The organism is Streptomyces achromogenes subsp. achromogenes, from assembly GCF_000720835.1.
GTDB lineage: Bacteria > Actinomycetota > Actinomycetes > Streptomycetales > Streptomycetaceae > Streptomyces > Streptomyces achromogenes.
Window position 1 is genome coordinate 260,832 of sequence record NZ_JODT01000017.1, and the last position, 18,331, is coordinate 279,162.

Genomic DNA, 18,331 nt, shown 5'->3' on the forward strand with positions numbered 1-18,331 from the left:
ACACCCGCCGCACCGAGGAGGTCCCGTGTCGCTGTACCGCCGGATCGGGGAGGAGGTCGCGCGGCGTGCCGACGCGCTGTGGTCCGTGGCGTCGGCGCTGCACGCGGACCCGGAGACCGCGTTCGCCGAGCACCGGGCGGCCGCGCTGCTCTCCGGGGAGCTGGAGGGCGCGGGGTTCGAGGTGCGGCGCGGGGTGGCGGGGCTGCCGACGGCGTTCACGGCCCGTGCGGGGCGGGGCCGGCCGGTGGTGGCGTTCCCGCTGGAGTACGACGCGCTGCCCGGGCTCGGCCATGCCTGCGGGCACAATCTGATCGCGGCGGCCGGTCTCGGGGCGGCCCTGGTCCTGGACGCCGTGCGCGAGGGTGCCGAGGGTACGGTCCTCGCGGTGGGCACACCGGCCGAGGAGGGCGGCGGCGGCAAGGCGCTGGAGGTGGAGGCGGGCGTCTTCGACGGGGTGGACGCGGCCCTGATGTTCCACCCGGGGGTGTACGACTGGATGCGGGCCCCGCTGACCGCGCAGGAGCAGTACCGGGTGTCCTTCCGGGGCCGGGCCGCGCATCCGACGGGCAGTCCGACCGAGGGCATCGACGCGCTGGCGGCGCTGATCGAGCTGTTCAACGTGTTGTCGGCACTCGGCCGGCGGCTGCCCGAGGGCTCCCATGTGCAGGGCATCATCACGCAGGGCGGCACGGCCACGAACATCGTCCCGGAGTACGCGGAGGGACGGTTCGGGCTGCGGGCGCTGACGACGGCCGCCCTGGACGAGCTGGCCGGGCAGCTGAGCACGGCCGCCGAGGGGGTGGCCCTGGCGACCGGCACGGTGGTGTCGGTGGAGCGGGCGAGCGTGCGCTATGAGCACTTCCGGGACAGCCCGGCGCTGTCCGAGCGGTTCGCCGGGCATCTGGACCGGGCCGGGATCACCCTCACCGCGCCCGCGCCCGGCGTCTATCTGGGCTCCTCCGACATCGGCAACGTCAGCGGCCGGGTGCCGGCCATCCATCCCTTCGTCGCGATCATGGGCGCCGGGGGTTCGGACCACACGCCGGAGTTCGCCGAGGCCGCGGCCTCGCAGCGGGCGCGGCAGGTGCTCCTCGCCGTGGTGGAGGCGCTGGCCTGCACGGCGGCGGACGTCCTGGGCGACGCGGGCCTGCGCGGCCGGGCCTGGGAGGGGCTGCGCCAGGCCGGGGGTTGAGGCCTGGCGCAGCCCGCGGGCGGTGTCGTACGGGGTTTACGGGAAGGACGTCACCTTGGAGGGGACGGTGTCGGTGCCCGAGGTGGGGGCGCCGGTGCTGTTGACGACGTGGGCGTACTGGCCCTTGCCGCCGAGGGAGATCACCATCAGGTCGTGCATCTTGATGCCCGAGGTGACGGGCACCTGGAAGCCGTGGGTCTGGACGATCGACGGATCGGCCGTGAAGTTGCAGTAGCTGCCCAGGCCCCAGGCCTCGTGGGTGGTGACGGAGTCGGCGACCTTGTAGGCCGCGTAGCCGACGATGCCGTCATGGGTGACGGCGGCGGCGTTCGGGACGTCGTACGCCTTCTCGTTCTGGAAGAAGATCGTCCGGCCGCGTTCTCCGCTCCAGTAGACGTCGTACTTGTTGAAGTGCTCCACGAACAGGCCGGTGGCCAGGACGTCGTCGCCGTTCACGCGCAGTCCGTAGTCGGCGCGGTTGGTGTCCCAGCCGACACCGCTGCCGTGGTCGGCGCGCCAGATCCAGGTGTGGTCGACGATGACGTCGTCGCTGTTCACCACCACGGAGTTGGTGGCGAGTCCGGGTCCGGCGCCGCCGATGCGGATGAACACGTCCTGCATGGTGGTGGGGTTGGCGGAGTGGTCGGCGCCGGCGCCGGGGGTGCCGATGCGCAGCAGGGTGTCGGAGTTGACCGGGCCCGCGTCGATGAGGAATCCGGCGAGCCGTACGCCGTCGACGTCGGCGACGTGCATCGCGTCGACGCCGTTGTCCGGGACCAGGGTGGCCAGGCCCAGGCCGAGGACGACGGTGTCGGGCCGGGTGACGTCGAGGGTCTGGTCGAGGTGGTAGACGCCCGGGGTGAACAGGAGGTTGAGGCCCTGGGCGAGGGCGGCGTTGATGGTGGCGGCGGTGGCACCGGGCTTGACCACGTAGAACCGGTCGAGCGGGAGCGAGGTGCCGGCGTTCGCGGGCCAGGACACGCCCCGGGCGTTGGTGCGCTTGGCCGGGACGAACACCTTGTAGGTGGAGCCGTCCAGGTAGAGGAAGGGCTTCTCGCGGGAGACGGGGGTGGTGTCCAGGGTGGTGTACGGGCCGCTGTCGAAGTTGGTGGCGGGGGCGCCCTGGACGCCGGAGAAGGTCATGTTCCACACGCCGTTGGTCCAGCCGCCGACCGAGCTGTCGCGGGTGTACCACTGCTGCTGGGAGTACGGGCCCACGGTGCCGTCGATCTTCGAGTCGGCGATGTAGCCGCCGGAGGCCCAGCCGTAGCCGTTGGGGGCGAGGTTGAGGCCGCCCTTGACGTGGATACGGCGGAAGGGCGCGGCCTGGGCGACCGCCCAGCGGTCGGTGCCGTTCGACGGGGTGATCGCGAAGTTCTCCGCCGAACGCCAGAAGTTCTGCGTGGCGTTGCCGTTGAACCAGCCGGCGTCGACCGTGACATCACCGTTGATCTGCGTGTCGTCGGGGTTCAGCCCGAGGCCGGAGATCGAGGTGTAGAAGCCGAGTTGGGCGTTGATGCCGTTGTACGTGCCGGGCTTGAGCAGGAACTGGTAGCGGCCGGTGCCGAACTGGGCGGACTCCTGCCGGGCGAAGACGTCGTCGAACTTCTGCTGGAGGTTCGGGGTGGAGGGGTCGACGACGATGACGTTCGGGCCGAGGTCGCCGCCGCCCTGGACCGGCGGCAGACCGCTGGTGCCGGTGTGCACGCCGGCCTCCCACAGCGAGTAGCCGTAGCCGGTGCCGCGCGCGGTGCCGTAGATCCGTACGTACCGGCCGGAGCCGCTGACGTCGTACGAGGCCGTGCCGCCGGTCGCGCCGGTGACGGACTTGAGGGTGCTCCAGTTCTGCCCGTCGGCGGAGGCCTGGATCTGGAAGTCCTTGGCGTAGGCGGCCTCCCAGTTCAGGTCGACCTTGCAGATGTCCTTGACGGCGCCGAGGTCGACCTGGAGCCACTGCGGGTCGGCGGCCTGGCTGGACCAGCGGGTGGCGGTGTCGCCGTCGAAGGCGGCGGAGGCGGGGGTGCCGGCGTTCTCGGTGGAGGAGGCGGTGGCGGGCCGGCCCTTGGCCGCGTTGCCGCTGTCGCAGCCCGCCTGGCCGGCGTCCGTGCCGCCGAACACCCGGAACTCCCACAGGGAGTAGCCGTACGGGGTGGCCCGGTGCACGCCGAGCATCCGGACGTAGCGGCCCCGGCCGGAGACGTCGAGGGAGTCGGCGCCTCCGTCGGAGCCGGTGACGGACTTCAGGTCGGTCCAGGTCGTGCCGTCCCCGGATATCTGGACCTTGTAGTCCTTGGCGTAGGCGGCCTCCCAGGCGAGTTCCACGCGGGTGACCGAGGCGGTGGCGCCCAGGTCGACCTGGAGCCACTGGTCGTCGCCGGCGGCCGAGGACCACCGGGTGCCGGTGTCCCCGTCGACGGCCTTGCCGGCCGCGGTGCCGGCGTTCTCCACGGACGACGCGGTGGCCGTCCTCCCCTGGGACAAGGGGAGTTCGGCCGCGCCGGCCGAGGGGTGGGCGGCGGGCAGGGCGGTCAGCGCGGCCGTTGCGGCCAGCGCGACACCCAGGGGTCTCCATCTCATACGGCGGCTCCAGACATGGCGGGGCCGGCTCACCGGCCCCACGGCTTAGTTCAGGTTTTGATTTAAGGGATGAACCAAGCCGGCCACAAGCCTTCGGACACCACCTCCTTTTCGGCCGGGACTCCCGGGTGGCGGTGCGTCAGGTCCGGGACGGGGTGAACGTCAGGGTTTGTTCGCCTGCGGTGCGGCCGGCGCCGAGGGAGTCGGCGGGGGCCGTCCAGGTGCGCGGCGCGGTGGTCTCGGCGAGCCGGCCCGGGGTCGCGGACAGGCCGAGGACGAGCCCGCTGTAGCGGTTGACCAGGCGGTGGGTGCCGGGGGCGGAGGAGTTCGCGATCAGGAACCACTGCTGTCCGACGGCCGGCCCGCCGGCCGGGGCCGCGGTCACCGTGGGCCGTGCTCCCCAGGCCCGGCCCGCCGGCCGCGCGGAATCCACGCCCAGCAGGCGGCCGGTCGCCGCGTTGGCGACGGTGAAGGCGCCGTCTCCCGTCGGGGTGAAGGTCCACGACTCGCGGGCGGAGCCGGTGGGCCGGGCCAGGGAGGTGACGGCGGAGCCGCCGGACTCCTGGGCGAGGATCCGGCCGGTGCCGGCGGCGATGCGGTAGCGGCGTCCGGTGTCCACCGGCGGCGCGGCGGGCGTGGCGGAGTCCACGGTGACGTCGGCGTACTCGCCCGAGGAGCCGTGGGAGCAGCCGAAGGAGCAGTAGGCGCGGAAGGTCCGGCCGAGCACGGCGGATCCGGTGCGGTTCACGGGATCCAGGAACCAGCGATACCAGGAGGCGGTGGTGTAGTCGCCGGTGTCGCCGATGAGCTGCCACTTCTGGGTGGCCAGGTCGTCGGTGGCGTACAGGTACTGCGGCGCGCCGCCGCTCTGGTCGACGGCCTGCGGGGTGCCGATGTACCGGCCGAGGTGGGCGTCGTAGGCGATGTTCATCACGAACAGCGGTGAGGTCGGGGGCATCTTCCCGGCCGCGATCTGCTCGGCGGCGGTGCCGGTGTTGGCCGGGTCGTACTCGGCGCCGGCGGGGGTGTAGCCGGTGGGGTGCCCGGCGTCCACGGGGACGATGTTGCTCTCCCGGCCGCCGGTGCCGGGCTGGGACCAGGTGCCGTCGTACCACTTGCGCCAGGAGCCGGGCGCCATCTTCGCGGCGATCGGGGCGCGGGCCACGTGTTCGTGGAAGGCCTTCCAGCCGCCGCTCTTGTCGACGATCCGCGAGCCGTAATACACGTAGAAGTAGCCGGAGGAGGTGTCGACGAACAGGCGCTGGTCGCCGTCACCGTAGGAGTACGTCTGGTGCGGGAAGGCCGTGGTGTCGCCGCGCCTGGTGCTGTACGGCGAGGTGAGCACATGGTCCTTGATGGTCCAGGTGCGGCCCCGGTCGGTGGAGACGGCGTAGTCGATGGCGTCGTAGTGCAGCCCGTCGCCGAAGGGGCGCGGGGTGAACTCGTTGTGCACCGGGCCGTACCAGTCGCCGGTGTCGGGGTCGATCCACACCCCGGACAGGTCGCAGTAGTTCTTGCGCGCGTATCCGGAGCCGGCCGGCGCGTAGGTCGCCTCGCGCCCGGTGGGGCTGTTGTCGCAGCGCCAGGTGGTGTCGTCGTTGCGGTCGGCGGGGTTGGCCGGGTCGGCCGCCTCGCTCAGGGTCCGGTCGAAGACGGCGGTGTCGAAGTCCTTGCCGGTGTAGAAGTCCCAGACCCGGGGGTCGTCGGCGCCGTACAGCGCGGCGGACTGCTGGTAGTGGAAGGTGCCGTCGCGGTCGGTGAACGCGGTGGCGGGGGTGTCGGTGGGATGCGGGAACGGTACCGGGGTGCCCACGGTCACGGTGTAGCGGGCGTCGGCGGGGGACGCGGTGCCGCTGCCCAGGACCAGGGCGACGGCGGCGGCCACGGCGCCGCCCGCTCGGATCGACAGTCGCACGGTAGCTCCTAGTTGCCTGAGGGCCGGTCGCACGGAACGATCCGGCTCCGGCCCCGCCGCGGCAATGGACTCCCGTCGCCCGCCTCTTGCACTTTCGCGCGCCGGCGGCCCCGTTCACGCACCCGGCTCGGGCGGGACGGCGGACAGCGGGGTGTCCCAGGCGAGTTGGGCGAGGAGGCGCTCGTCGGGGACGGCCGGGCGCGGGGTGGCGGGACCCGCGGTGTTCCGGGACAGGGCGCCGCTGACGGTGATGTTGCGTTCCGCCCGGGGCCGGCGGTGCCGCTCGTACGCGGCGTACGCGGTGGCCGGATCGGGCAGGTCCCGCAGCGCCTTGGCCAGGACCACGGCGTCCTCCAGCGCCATCGAGGCGCCCTGGCCGGTCGCCGGGGAGGCCGCGTGCGCGGCGTCGCCGACGAGCACGGCCCGTCCGGTGTGCCAGGCCGTGCCGGGCGGCAGTTCGGTGGCGTTGGTGACCAGGACGGTGTCGCCGGCCGCCTCGACCAGACCGGCGGCGGGCGTGGCGTCCGCACGCAGCAGCGTCAGCAGCCGCTCGCGCGCGCCGGCCGTGGGCGCGGCGGGCGCCCCGGCGGGCAGCGGGCCGCCGCCCTCGCGGGCGAACCAGTACGTCTCCCCCGCCGGGGACACCGCGTACCCGAAGGCGGTCGCGCCGCCCCGGATCATGGTGATGGAGCCGTCCGGGCCGGGGGCGGGCGCGGTGCGGGTGTAGCCGTAGTAGACCCGCTGCCCGGCGTATCCGGGCCGCACCCCGGGCAGCAGCAGCCGGCGGACGGTGGAGCGCAGTCCGTCGGCGCCGACGAGCAGGTCCCCGGTGGCCGTGGTGCCGTCGGCGAAACGGGCGGTGACGCCGTCCGGGCCGCCCGCCACGGACACCAGCCGGATCCCGTGGCGCACCCGGATGCCCCGCCGCACCGCCTCGCCCTGCAGGGCCGCGTTCAGCTCGCCCCGGCGCAGACAGCGGTAGCGCAGGGCGGGGTCGGCCGCCTCGCCGAGCGGGGCGTGCGACACCTCCGTGCCCCGGCCGTCGAGCAGCCGCAGCGAAGTCAGCGGAAAACCGACGGCCGTGACGGCGCTCGTGGCGTCCAGTTGGGCCAGTGCGCGCATGCCGTTGCTCGCCAGGGTCAGGAACGCGCCGAGGTCCTCGGCCGTGTCCGGGTGGGCCTCGAACACGGTGACGTCCAGCCCGGCCCTGTGCAGTCCCAGGGCGGTCGCGGTTCCCGCGATCCCGCCGCCGATCACCAGTACCCTCATCGCATCCGCTCCGGTCGCCCGCCGGCCTGACGGGGCGGCGGTGGTGGCCCGTCCATCCAAGGGCAGCGGTGGCCGGACGGGGGCGGTATCCGGACAGGGCCGGCGGGAGGGGGATGCCGCGTGGAGGAGCCGGATTTCCGGGTGCTGCTCACCGGCTGGGCCGGGGACGACAGGCGTGAGGTGATCGGGGTCCTGCGTGCCCTCACCGGTCTGAGTGCCTGGCGGAGCGCGCTGTTGCTGTCCGACGCGCCGGCGCCGGTCGTCGAGGAGGTTCCGTTCGAGACCGCCGTACGGGCCGCCGCGTCCCTGCGGGCGGCGGGGGCCGGGGCGGACGTGGTGTGCGGCTGGTGTGCGCGGACCCTGCCGCCGGACGGGCGCCCGCTCGCCCCCGGCCCGTGCGCCTCGCGCTACTGGTCCGCGTCGGACTGCCGCGCGAGCCGTCCCGAAGGCACGGCCCGGCCGGACCGTGCTCCGGAACGCCCCTCGTGCGAGGGGTGATCGCGGCGGTGGAGTGGGTACGTCCCGGCCATGCGGGTGAGCGTGGTGGACGCGGGGTCGAACACGGTGCGACTGGTGATCGCGGACGTCGAGGGGGGCGTGCCGCTGCCGGTGCACACGGTCAAGTGGAAGTTACGCCTGTCCGAACACCTGGGTCCGGACGGCACGATCGCCGAGGAGGCGGTGCGGCGGCTGGTCGAGGCGGTGGGCGCGGCGAGCGCCACGGCCCGCGGCTGGCAGGCGGCGGGCCCGCTGGCCTTCGCGACCACGGTGGTCCGCGCCGCCCCGAACCGGCACGAGGTGCTGCACCGGGTGGCGTCCGGGACCGGGGTGCGCATGTGCACGCTGCCCGGGGAGACGGAGGCCGAGCTGACCTTCCTGGCGGCCCGCCGCTGGCTGGGCTGGAAGGCGGGCCCGCTGGCGCTGCTCGACATCGGCGGCGGCTCGCTGGAGGTGGCCTTCGGGCGGGGCCGGATGCCCGGCTTCGTGGCGTCCCTGCCGCTCGGCGCGGGCCGGCTGACCAGGGAGTACCTGGCCGCCCAGGACCCGCCCGGGCCGAAGGAGCTGAAGGAGCTGCGCCGCCGGGTCCGCCATGAACTGCGGGACGTGGCCGCGCGGATCCGCTGGGAACGTCCGCGCACCGTCGCCGTCACCTCCCGTACGTTCCAGCAGCTGGCCCGGCTGTGCGGGGCGCCGCCGGGGCGCCACGGTCCGTTCGTGGAGCGGGAGTTGGCCTGTGCGGACCTGCGTGAGGCGGTGCGCGCGCTGGCCGCGCTGCCCGCCGCCGAGCGGGCCCGGCTGCCGGGGATCTCCGCGCCGCGTGCCGCACAGAGCCTGGCCGGGGCGGTGGTGGGGCACACCGCGCTGAAGCTGATGGGCCTGCCCCGGGCCGTGGTCTGCCCCTGGGCGATCCGCGAGGGCGTGCTGCTGCGCTGGGCCGAGGACGGCGCCGACTGGTGGACGGACGTCACCACCACCGCCGGCACCGTCACCTCCGCCGCCGGCGCGCCGCCCGCGGCGGCGGTGCTGCGCGTCGCGGGCCCTTCGGCCTGACCGGCCCGGGCCCGGGAGGCCGCGGGTCAGGAGACGTGCTTCAGCCGGGGCAGGCAGCCGAACCAGTTCACCGTGTCCTTGTCGGTGGTGTAGCCCAGGCACCTGATGCTCCGGTCGTGCAGGGTGGCGGTCCGCTCGACGCCTCCGTCCACGTAGTCGTTCTTCTGGTGCGGCTGTACGAGGGTGTCGAACTCGACGGTGTACCAGCGGTGGTCCTGGTCCGGTACGTCGCAGTGGCGGGCGGTCACGTTACGGCTGGGCCCTTCACTCCATATGGGCCGTTCGGCGCGGTCGCAGTGGGCGCGGCCGGCGGCCTCGGCGGTGCCGGCGCCGGTGCCGAGCAGCGCGGTGGCGCCCGTGGCCACCGCCGCGCCGACGCCGAGCAGGCGCTTGAGAGCGGAGTTCATCGTGTGGTCCTCCTACCGGCCGCGGTGACGGCCGGGATCGCTGTGTCACCTTGCTGTGATCGTCACACCGGCCCGGGGGTCCGGCCCGTCGGCCGGGGGCCCACTCCCCCGACCCGGTGATCCGGGTCCCGCCAATGCAGCAGACGGCGGCCCGGTACGGCGCCCCGCCGCCCGGCACCCCGCCCCGGTATTGACATGTACCTGCGTCTACCCCGAGGCTTCGTGCGTGAAGTTGCTCGATTGACGCTTGTTTCAAGCGCTTCCGAGCAACTCCGCCAGGACAGTCAATCCGCGAAGGTGCGAGGGGAGCTGTTCCGCCGTGCGAAGACTCCGACAACGTGTGCCATGGCCCGCCTGGGTTCCGCTGGGGCTGGCGACCGCCCTGGCCGCGACCGTGCTGTCCGGTCCGGCACCCGCCGAGGCCGCCCCCACCGCCTCCGGCGCCGTACTGGACCCCGTCCACGCCGACGCCGGCTGGCACAGCCCGGTCTACGCCAAGGGCACCGGCGGCGGCCCCGAGAAGTGCCCCGCCGAGGCCGCCGACCCCGACGGCACGGTCTGCCACCGCTTCGACCTCACCGTCTCGGTGCCGGACGGCTACTGGAACGACAACCCCGAGGGCGGCGTCCCGCTGTCCATCACCTGGGAGCGCCCCTCGGACGACTTCGACCTGTACGTCTACGACGACCACGGCAAGCAGGTGGCCTCCAGCGCGGGCACCGCCGACCCCGAGGCCACGGTGATCCCGCGCGCGTCGGGGACCTACCACGTGCTCGTGGTGCCGTACGACGTGCACGACAACTCCTTCACCGGCACCGCCTATCTGCCCGCTACCACGGACGCCGGCGACCTCACCTCCTTCTCCGGCGGCGACGGCGGCTACACCATCGGGGCGGGCCGGCTGACGGCGCGCGCCGACTTTCTCAAGAACGGTCAACTCCGGCTCCAGGCCGATCCGTCCGGCGCCCTGAGCGATCCGGCCGGCACCGCCATCGTGCGGGAACGGCCCGCCCTCCAGCGCGGCACCTCGTCCTTCGACGCGGGCGACTACTACGGCATCCGCTCCCCCCAGGCCGTCTTGCGCGTGTACAAGAAGCCGCTGCGGTTCGGGCTGTACCGGCCCGACAACCGCACCCGGATCTGGCAGGAGGACAAGCCGCTGCGCTGGTCGACCGGCGGGATGCGGCAGAGCCTCCTGCGCGGCGCGGACGAGCAGTTCTTCGGCGGCGGCGAGCAGAACGGCGGCTTCTCGCACCGCGACCGGACGATGTACGTGGCCAACAGCTTCGACTGGAACGAGGGCGGCTACAACAACTCCCAGCCGTTCTACCTCTCCAGCGCGGGCTACGGCGTCTTCCGCAACACCTTCGCGCCGGGCGTGTACACCTTCGGCTCGCCGGTGACGACCGGCCAGCAGGAACGCCGGTTCGACGCCTACTACTTCCTCGGTGACGCCAAGCAAGTCATCGGCAAGTACACGGCGTTGGTGGGCCGTCCCTTCATGCCGCCGGTGTACGGCCTGGAACCGGGCGACTCCGACTGCTACCTGCACAACGCCAACCGGGGCGAGCGGCACACCCTGGACGCGCTGAAGACCGCCGACGGCTACACCGAGCACGGGATGCCGCTCGGCTGGATGCTGGTCAACGACGGGTACGGCTGCGGGTACGAGAACCTGGAGCAGACCGCCAAGGGCCTTCAGGACCACCACGCCCAGCTCGGCCTGTGGACCGAGAACGGCATCGACAAGCTCGCCGAGCAGGTGAAGGCGGGCCAGCGGGTGGCCAAGCTGGACGTCGCCTGGGTCGGCAACGGCTACAAGTTCGCGCTGGACGCCTGTGACGCCGCCAAGAAGGGGATCGAGGACCACAGCGACGCCCGCGGCTTCGTCTGGCTGCCGGTGTCCTGGGCGGGCGCCCAGCGCTGCGGGGTGCTGTGGAGCGGCGACCAGAAGCTGTCCTGGGACTACATCCGCTGGCAGATCCCGACGTACGCCGGCGCGACGATGTCCGGCATCGCCTACAACACCGGTGACGTCGGCAGCATCTACCGCCACGACGCCGAGATGTACACCCGTGACCTGCAGTGGAAGGCGTTCCTGCCGGCCATCATGACGATGGACGGCTGGGCCAGCGACCTGACCACCGGCAAGCCCGCCGACCAGCAGCCGTGGCGGGACGGCGAGCCGTACACCTCGGTCAACCGCACGTACCTCCAGCTGAAGGAGCGGCTGCTGCCGTACATGTACACGCTGTCCGCCGAGGCGGCGAAGACCGGCGTGGGGGCGGTGCGCCCGCTGTGGCTGGAGTACCCCGACGACCCGGCCACCCTGGGCGAGCGGGCGAAGTACGAGTTCCTGTCCGGCCCGGACTTCCTGGTCGCGCCCGTCTACGAGGACTCCGACACCCGTGACGGCATCTATCTGCCGAAGGGCACCTGGACCGACTACCGGACCGGGCGCACCTACCGGGGTCCGACCACGCTCGACGGCTACCACGCCCCGCTGGACACCCTGCCGCTGTTCGTGCGCGAGGGCGCGATCGTCCCCATGTGGCCGAAGGGCACGACCAGTTGGCAGACCCGCGACCGGCACGAGCTGGACTGGGACCTGTATCCGGCAGCGCACGGCACCAGCCACTACACGCTGTACGAGGACGACGGCGTGACCCGGGACTTCGCCCGGGGCGCGGCGGCCACGCAGAAGGTGTCGGTGCGCGCCGACGGCCGGGGCACGACCGTGACCGTCGGCGCGAGCCGGGGCGCCTACGCGGGCAAGGTGGACGCCCGGGCGTACCGGTTCACGGTGCACGGCGGCACCGCGCCCGCGCGGGTCCTGCTGGACGGCCGCCGGCTCCCGCGCTCCGCCTGGTCCTACGATCCCGCCACCCGTGTCACGACCGTCGCCACGGCCCGCCTGCCGCTCGACCGCGGTTTCTCCCTGCGCCTGGCGGACGCGCGGTGACCCGCCCGGATCACGCTGGGTGACGCCACCACGACAGTTCCGAAGGGCGGTACCCCGCACCGGGGCACCGCCCTTCCGGGACTCCCCGGCACCCCTCCGGGACATCCCCGGCATACCGCCCGACCTGCGCGACTGGTGCGAACGGCGGGACGGTCGTAGCGTCGGGGGCACGCGTTCGGACCAAGCACGACGGGCGGGAGCGGCGATGCGCGCATCAGTGGTGGGAACGACAATCACCCTGGCGGCGGGAGCCCTGCTGACAGCGGCCATGACGACGGCCTCGGCCAGTCCGCCGGACTCCGCGGCGCCACACCACCCCCGAGCGGACCGGCCCGTCCTGGTCGACTGCCTGTGGCAGCGCACCGTACGCCCCATCGACTTCATCCTGGCCTGCGGCGACGGGAACAGCCGGCTCACCGGGCTGCGCTGGTCCGAGTGGAGCCCGGGCGAGGCGACCGCGGTGGGCGTGAACGTCGTCAACGACTGCGAGCCGTACTGCGCGGCCGGCACCTTCCACGCCTACCCGGTGACCGTGCGGCTCGGCGGCGCGAAGCCCTGGAAGGAGCACCCGGGCGTCGAGCGCTACACCGAGATCAGCCTCACCTACCCGGGCGACCGTCCGGAGGGCTACCAGCGGGTCATGACCTACCCGCTCTGGGACTGACCACCCGCCCGAGGGCGACGGTCCGGGCGTCCCGCCGGGCGTCCCCCGGGCCGCCACCGGCCGGATGCCGCCCGGGGGTGCCTCGTACGGTGCGCCCGGGTGGTCCGCGCGGGCGAACCCGCGGCCCCGGCTCCCGCGGGCGGCGGTCCGTCCCCCGTCATGTTGGTGTGGCCCCGCACGCCGGCGCCCCGCGCGCCGACCGAAAAGAGGTCACATGCCCCGACGCCCCCGACTGACCGGTGCCGCCACGGCCGCGCTCGCACTCGGTCTGGTCGCCGCCGCGCCCGCCCCCGGGACCGAGCCGCCCGTCGGCGACGCGCGTGTCGTCGCCCGCTTCGACCCGGCCGCCGGGCAGCGGCCCGAGAACATCGCGCTGGAACCCGACGGCTCCGCCGACCTCACCTTCGCCTTCGCCCGTACGGTCGTCCGGGTGGCCCCCGACGGGACCCGCACCACCCGCGCCGAGCTGCCCGCGGTCGCCGCACCGGACACCCCGCTCGTGGGCCGCGCCGCCGTCACCGGGATCGTCCGCGCCCACGACGGCACCCTGTACGTCAACTACGCCACCGGCACCCGGGCGACCGGCGTCTGGCGGATCTCCCCCGGCGGCGCACCGGTGCAGATCGCCGCGCTGCCGCCGGACGGGTTCCCCAACGGCCTGGCCCTCGACGGGCACCGGGGCGTGTTCTACGCCGCCGACTCGGTGCGCGGCACCGTCTGGCGCGTGCCCGCGGCGGGTGGCCCGGCCACCGCCTGGGCCCACCGGACGGAGCTGCGGCCGTCCCGCGCCGGGAGCTTCGGCGCCAACGGCATCAAGGTGCACCGCGGTTCCGTGTGGGTGTCGAACACCGACCGGGGAACCCTGCTGCGCATTCCCGTGGGCGAGGACGGCTCCGCCGGGGCGCCGGAGACCCGGGCGCGCGGGCTCGGCGGCATCGACGACTTCGCCTTCCCCGGCGCCGGCCGCACCGTCCTCGCCGCGCTGAACGGCGGCGACCGGGTGGTGCTGGTCCGGCGCGACGGCGGCCACACCGTCGTCCTCACCGAGGCGGACGGGCTGGCCGGCCCGACCTCCGTCGCCGTGCGCGGCCGTACGGTCTACGTCCCCGGCGCCGCCTACCGGACCGAGCGGGATCCGAACCTGCTGCTGGCCCGGCTGCGGTACCACTTCGGCCGCCTGTAGCCGGGCCGGGCCCGGCCGCGACGGGCACGGAGGCCGGCGGCGGACGCGCGGGCGCAGGGGCACACGGGCGCGGACGCATGGGCGCGGGCACGGACGCGGGCGCGAGCCCATGCCCGCGCCCGTGCCCAGTCCCGTGCCCGTCGCGTCAGACGATCTCCACCAGCAGGTCGCCGCCCTCTACCTGCTGCACGCGGTTGATGGCCGGCCGGGAGACCCGGCCCGCCCTCGGGGCGGTGATCGCGGCCTCCATCTTCATCGCCTCGATGGTGGCGACCGTGGCTCCGGCCTCGACCGCGTCGCCCTCGGCGACGGCCAGGGTCACCACACCGGCGAAGGGCGCGGCGACGTGGCCCGGGTTGTTCCGGTCGGCCTTCTCCGTCACCGGGAGGTCGGAGGCGGCGGCCCGGTCCCGGACCTGGATGGGGCGCAGCTGGCCGTTGAGCGTGGACATCACGGTGCGCATGCCGCGCTCGTCGGCCTCGCCGATGGCCTGGAGCTCGATCAGCAGCCGGACACCGGGCTCCAGGTCGACGGCGTACTCCTTGCCGGGGCGCAGGCCGTAGAAGAACGCCTTGCTGTCCAGCACGCTGGTGTCACCGAAGGACTGGCGGTGCGTGTCGAACTCGCGCGTGGGGCCGGGGAAGAGCAGCCGGTTGAGGGTCGGCCGGCGGTCCTTGGCCAGCCCCTCGCGGTCCTCGGCGGACAGGTCGGGGGCGGGCCGGGGCGCGGCGCGGCCCTGGAGCGCCTTGGTGCGGAACGGCTCCGGCCAGCCGCCGGGCGGGGTGCCCAGCTCGCCGCGCAGGAAGCCGATCACCGAGTCCGGGATGTCGAACGTGCCGGGGTCCGCCTCGAATGCCTCCGGTGCGACCCCGGCGCCCACCAGGTGCAGGGCGAGGTCGCCGACCACCTTGGAGGACGGGGTGACCTTGACCAGGCGGCCGAGGATGCGGTCGGCGGCGGCGTACATCGCCTCGATGTCCTCGAAGCGGTCGCCGAGGCCGAGGGCGACGGCCTGGGTGCGCAGGTTGGACAGCTGGCCGCCGGGGATCTCGTGGTGGTAGACGCGGCCGGTGGGCGAGGCGAGGCCCGCCTCGAACGGGGCGTAGATCCTGCGGACGCCCTCCCAGTACGGCTCCAGGTCGCCGACCGCCTGGAGATCGAGGCCGGTGGGCCGCTCGGAGTGGTCGGTGGCGGCGACGATCGCGGACAGCGACGGCTGGGAGGTGGTCCCGGCCATGGAGGCCACCGCGCCGTCGACCGCGTCCGCGCCCGCCTGGACCGCGGCGAGGTAGGTGGCGAGCTGGCCGCCCGCGGTGTCGTGGGTGTGCAGGTGCACGGGCAGGTCGAACTCGCGGCGCAGCGCCGAGACCAGCTTGGCGGCGGCCGGGGCGCGCAGCAGGCCGGCCATGTCCTTGATCGCGAGGACATGGGCGCCGGCCTCCACGATCCGCTCGGCGAGGCGCAGGTAGTAGTCGAGCGTGTAGAGGCGCTCCGACGGATCGTTGAGGTCGCCGGTGTAGCAGAGGGCCACCTCGGCGATCGCCGTGCCCGTCTCCCGTACGGCGTCGATGGCGGGGCGCATCTGGCCGACGTCGTTGAGGGCGTCGAAGATGCGGAAGATGTCGATGCCGGTGGCGGCGGCCTCCTGCACGAAGGCGTCGGTGACCTCGGTCGGGTACGGCGTGTAGCCGACGGTGTTGCGGCCGCGCAGCAGCATCTGGAGGCAGATGTTGGGGACGGCCTCGCGCAGGGCGGCCAGCCGCTCCCAGGGGTCCTCGGCGAGGAAGCGCAGCGCCACGTCGTAGGTGGCGCCGCCCCAGCACTCCAGGGAGAGCAGCTGCGGCAGGGTGCGGGCGACGACCGGGGCGACGGCGAGGAGGTCCTTGGTGCGGACCCGGGTGGCCAGCAGGGACTGGTGGGCGTCGCGGAAGGTGGTGTCGGTGACGCCGAGGAGCGGCGACTCGCGCAGGTGCCGGGCGAAGCCCTCGGGGCCGAGGTCCACGAGGAGCTGCCGGGATCCGGCGGGCGGCTCGCCGGCGGGCAGCGGCGGCAGCTTGGTCAGCGGGTCGGGCAGCTCGGGCCGTTCGCCGTGCGGCTTGTTGACGGTGACGTCGGCGAGGTAGGTGAGCAGCTTGGTGCCGCGGTCGGCGGAGTGCCGGGCGGTCAGCAGGTGCGGGCGCCGCTCGATGAAGGAGGTGGTGACCCGGCCCGCCTGGAAGTCGGGGTCGTCCAGGACGGCCTGGAGGAAGGGGATGTTGGTGGCCACGCCGCGGATGCGGAACTCGGCGACCGCGCGCCGGGCCCGGCCGATGGCGGCCTGGAAGTCGCGGCCCCGGCAGGTGAGCTTGACCAGCATCGAGTCGAAGTGCGCGCTGATCTCCGTACCGGCGTGGGTGGTGCCGCCGTCGAGCCGGATGCCGGAGCCGCCCGGGGAGCGGTAGGCGCTGATCCGGCCGGTGTCCGGGCGGAAGCCGTTGGCGGGGTCCTCGGTGGTGATCCGGCACTGGAGGGCGGCGCCGCGCAGGGTCACCGTGTCCTGGGAGAGGCCCAGGTCGGCGAGGGTCTCGCCGGCGGCGATGCGCAGCTGCGCCTGGACCAGGTCGACGTCGGTGACCTCCTCGGTCACGGTGTGCTCGACCTGGATGCGCGGGTTCATCTCGATGAACACGTGGTTGCCGTCACGGTCGAGGAGGAACTCCACGGTGCCGGCGTTGCGGTAGCCGATCTCGCGGGCGAAGCGGACGGCGTCGGCGCAGATCCGCTCGCGCAGCTCCGGGTCCAGGTTGGGCGCCGGGGCCAGCTCGATGACCTTCTGGTGGCGGCGCTGCACCGAGCAGTCGCGTTCGAAGAGATGGATGACGTTGCCCTCGCCGTCGGCGAGGATCTGCACCTCGATGTGGCGGGGCTCGACCACGGCCTTCTCCAGGAAGACGGTCGGGTCGCCGAAGGCGGAGGCGGCCTCGCGGGAGGCGGCCTCGATGGACTCGCGCAGCCGGTCCGGGTCCTCGACGCGGCGCATGCCGCGCCCGCCGCCGCCCGCGACCGCCTTGACGAAGACGGGGAAGCCGATGCCGTCGGCGGCGCGCACCAGTTCGTCCACGTCGGTGGAGGGCGGGCAGGAGCCGAGGACCGGCACGCCGGCCGCGCGGGCGGCGGCGACCGCGCGCGCCTTGTTGCCGGTCAGCTCCAGGGTGTCCGCGTCGGGGCCGACGAAGGTGATGCCGGCCTCGGCGCAGGCGCGGGCCAGTTCGGGGTTCTCGGACAGGAAGCCGTAGCCCGGGTAGACGGCGTCGGCGCCCGCCCGGCGGGCGGCGGCCACGATCTCCTCGACGGAGAGGTAGGCCCGCACCGGATGCCCCGGCTCCCCGATCTCGTACGCTTCGTCGGCCTTGAGCCGGTGCAGTGAGTTGCGGTCCTCGTGCGGGAAGACGGCGACGGTACGCGCGCCGAGTTCGTAGCCCGCCCGGAACGCGCGGATCGCGATCTCTCCACGGTTGGCGACCAGCACCTTGCGGAACATCCTGGATTCCCTTCAGCTGCCTGCCGGCGACGAACACCCTGGCCTCGGCCCGCCCTGCCGTCACTCGCGGGCAACCCTAGGGGCTGCCCGTACGGGCCGAGGTGCGAAAACCATCACACCGACGGCGTGGCCGGCGCCACAGGGACGCGCCGGGCCGGCCGGTCACCGGCGGTGGTGGTGCTGCCGGGCCGGACCGGCGGCGGAGCCGGGACCGTACGGCCGTGCGCAGCCGCTCGCCCCGGCCGTGCAGGAGCGCGAGGACGATGGCCGCGGCCACGGCGATCAGGTGTTCGCGGCCCGCCAGGTTGGGTACGGCGACGGACTCCCCCACCATCGAGCCGCCGGTCAGCGTGAACACCACGGGGGCCCGCCGGACCACCGCCAGATAGGTGAACAGGCCCACCACGGCCGCGGACGGGCCGGTGTCGAGCACATGCCCGGCCTCGGGCGGCAGCCCGAACCCCCACCAGCCGGGCCCGAGGGCGATCATCAGGCGGGCGGTGAGGGTGCCGGCCAGGGTCGTGGTGTAGGCGATGAGCAGGGTCCGGGCCCGGCCCAGGGTCAGTTCGGCGAGGGCGAAGGCGAGGAACAGCTGGGTGATGCCCGCCCACACCGGCAGGTCGAGCGCCGGGACGTACAGGGACACGGGGGTGCGCAGCAGGGACAGCCACAGCGGCAGGTCGGCCTGGACGCCGCCGAGCCGCCGTACCCACACCGCTCCGGCGGGGTGCTGGGCGATGTCGTGGAAGAAGACGACACCGGACGCGGCGACGAACGCGAGCAGCAGCCCGGACGGTCCGCGCCGCGCGAGCCGCCGTACCGGGTCGACGACGATGCCGCGCCACTCGGCGCCCAGCACGCGCCCGGCGCACCGGACGAGCCGGGCGAGCGTGGCGCGGGCCCGCCGGGTGGGTCCTTCATCGATCACCGGTCACAGTCCAGCGATCCGGAACAGGGGCGTCAAGATCCTTAAGGGGTGGCAAGTCCCACCATGGGAAGCAGGTACCGAGAGGCAACCTTCGCCCCCATTGATCCGTCCCCCGGTACCGGCATCTCGGGCCGGATGACCGTCGGAAACCATGAACCCATGG

General features: G+C 73.9%; 11 protein-coding genes and 1 pseudogene. 6 read left to right on the forward strand and 6 right to left on the reverse strand.

The window, feature by feature from the left end; all coding sequences use genetic code 11:
• The first annotated feature begins 25 nt into the window (after positions 1-25).
• Positions 26-1,192 (forward strand): amidohydrolase, encoded by a 1,167-nt coding sequence (locus IH25_RS0119025; protein ID WP_030611402.1) that lies wholly within the window; start codon positions 26-28, stop codon positions 1,190-1,192.
• Positions 1,193-1,228: 36 nt separating this feature from the next.
• On the opposite strand, the gene IH25_RS0119030 is transcribed toward IH25_RS0119025, so the two are convergent.
• From IH25_RS0119030 to IH25_RS0119040, 3 genes are all read right to left on the reverse strand, one after another.
• On the reverse strand, positions 1,229-3,769 hold the full coding sequence (locus IH25_RS0119030) for a discoidin domain-containing protein (protein WP_030611405.1): 2,541 nt from the start codon (positions 3,767-3,769) through the stop codon (positions 1,229-1,231).
• 139 nt (positions 3,770-3,908) lie between these two features.
• Positions 3,909-5,684 (reverse strand): RICIN domain-containing protein, encoded by a 1,776-nt coding sequence (locus IH25_RS0119035; protein ID WP_051754017.1) that lies wholly within the window; start codon positions 5,682-5,684, stop codon positions 3,909-3,911.
• A 114-nt stretch (positions 5,685-5,798) separates the two neighbouring features.
• Positions 5,799-6,953: an FAD-dependent oxidoreductase gene (locus IH25_RS0119040; RefSeq protein ID WP_030611409.1), complete on the reverse strand. Its 1,155-nt coding sequence runs from the start codon at positions 6,951-6,953 to the stop codon at positions 5,799-5,801.
• Between the two features lie 120 nt (positions 6,954-7,073).
• On the opposite strand from IH25_RS0119040, the gene IH25_RS38595 reads away from it, so the two are divergent.
• Together IH25_RS38595 and IH25_RS0119050 are read left to right on the forward strand one after the other, a co-directional pair.
• Positions 7,074-7,451 (forward strand): ribosomal protein L7/L12, encoded by a 378-nt coding sequence (locus IH25_RS38595; protein ID WP_051754018.1) that lies wholly within the window; start codon positions 7,074-7,076, stop codon positions 7,449-7,451.
• Positions 7,452-7,481: 30 nt separating this feature from the next.
• A complete protein-coding gene (locus IH25_RS0119050) occupies positions 7,482-8,504 on the forward strand; it encodes a Ppx/GppA family phosphatase (RefSeq protein ID WP_030611413.1) in 1,023 nt (340 codons plus the stop codon).
• 26 nt (positions 8,505-8,530) lie between these two features.
• Here IH25_RS0119050 and IH25_RS0119055 read toward each other — a convergent pair whose 3' ends face one another.
• A complete protein-coding gene (locus IH25_RS0119055) occupies positions 8,531-8,911 on the reverse strand; it encodes a hypothetical protein (protein ID WP_030611415.1) in 381 nt (126 codons plus the stop codon).
• A gap of 790 nt (positions 8,912-9,701) precedes the next feature.
• Here IH25_RS0119055 and IH25_RS0119060 point away from each other — a divergent pair.
• The 3 genes and pseudogenes from IH25_RS0119060 to IH25_RS0119070 all read left to right on the forward strand — a co-directional run.
• Positions 9,702-11,858 (forward strand): annotated as a pseudogene (locus IH25_RS0119060) (TIM-barrel domain-containing protein); the annotation flags it as partial.
• Between the two features lie 220 nt (positions 11,859-12,078).
• Positions 12,079-12,537 carry a hypothetical protein gene (locus tag IH25_RS0119065; protein WP_030611420.1) on the forward strand — a complete coding sequence of 153 codons (459 nt, stop codon included), beginning with the start codon at positions 12,079-12,081 and terminating at the stop codon, positions 12,535-12,537.
• A 214-nt stretch (positions 12,538-12,751) separates the two neighbouring features.
• The gene (locus tag IH25_RS0119070; RefSeq protein WP_030611422.1) at positions 12,752-13,720 is read left to right on the forward strand and encodes an SMP-30/gluconolactonase/LRE family protein; all 969 of its coding nucleotides are present in this window, start codon (positions 12,752-12,754) and stop codon (positions 13,718-13,720) included.
• Between the two features lie 145 nt (positions 13,721-13,865).
• Here IH25_RS0119070 and IH25_RS0119075 read toward each other — a convergent pair whose 3' ends face one another.
• Positions 13,866-17,240, reverse strand: a complete 3,375-nt coding sequence (locus IH25_RS0119075) for a pyruvate carboxylase (protein ID WP_030611427.1) — start codon at positions 17,238-17,240, stop codon at positions 13,866-13,868.
• Positions 17,241-17,316: 76 nt separating this feature from the next.
• Positions 17,317-18,168 carry a hypothetical protein gene (locus tag IH25_RS0119080; RefSeq protein ID WP_063755153.1) on the reverse strand — a complete coding sequence of 284 codons (852 nt, stop codon included), beginning with the start codon at positions 18,166-18,168 and terminating at the stop codon, positions 17,317-17,319.
• Positions 18,169-18,331 lie beyond the last annotated feature (163 nt).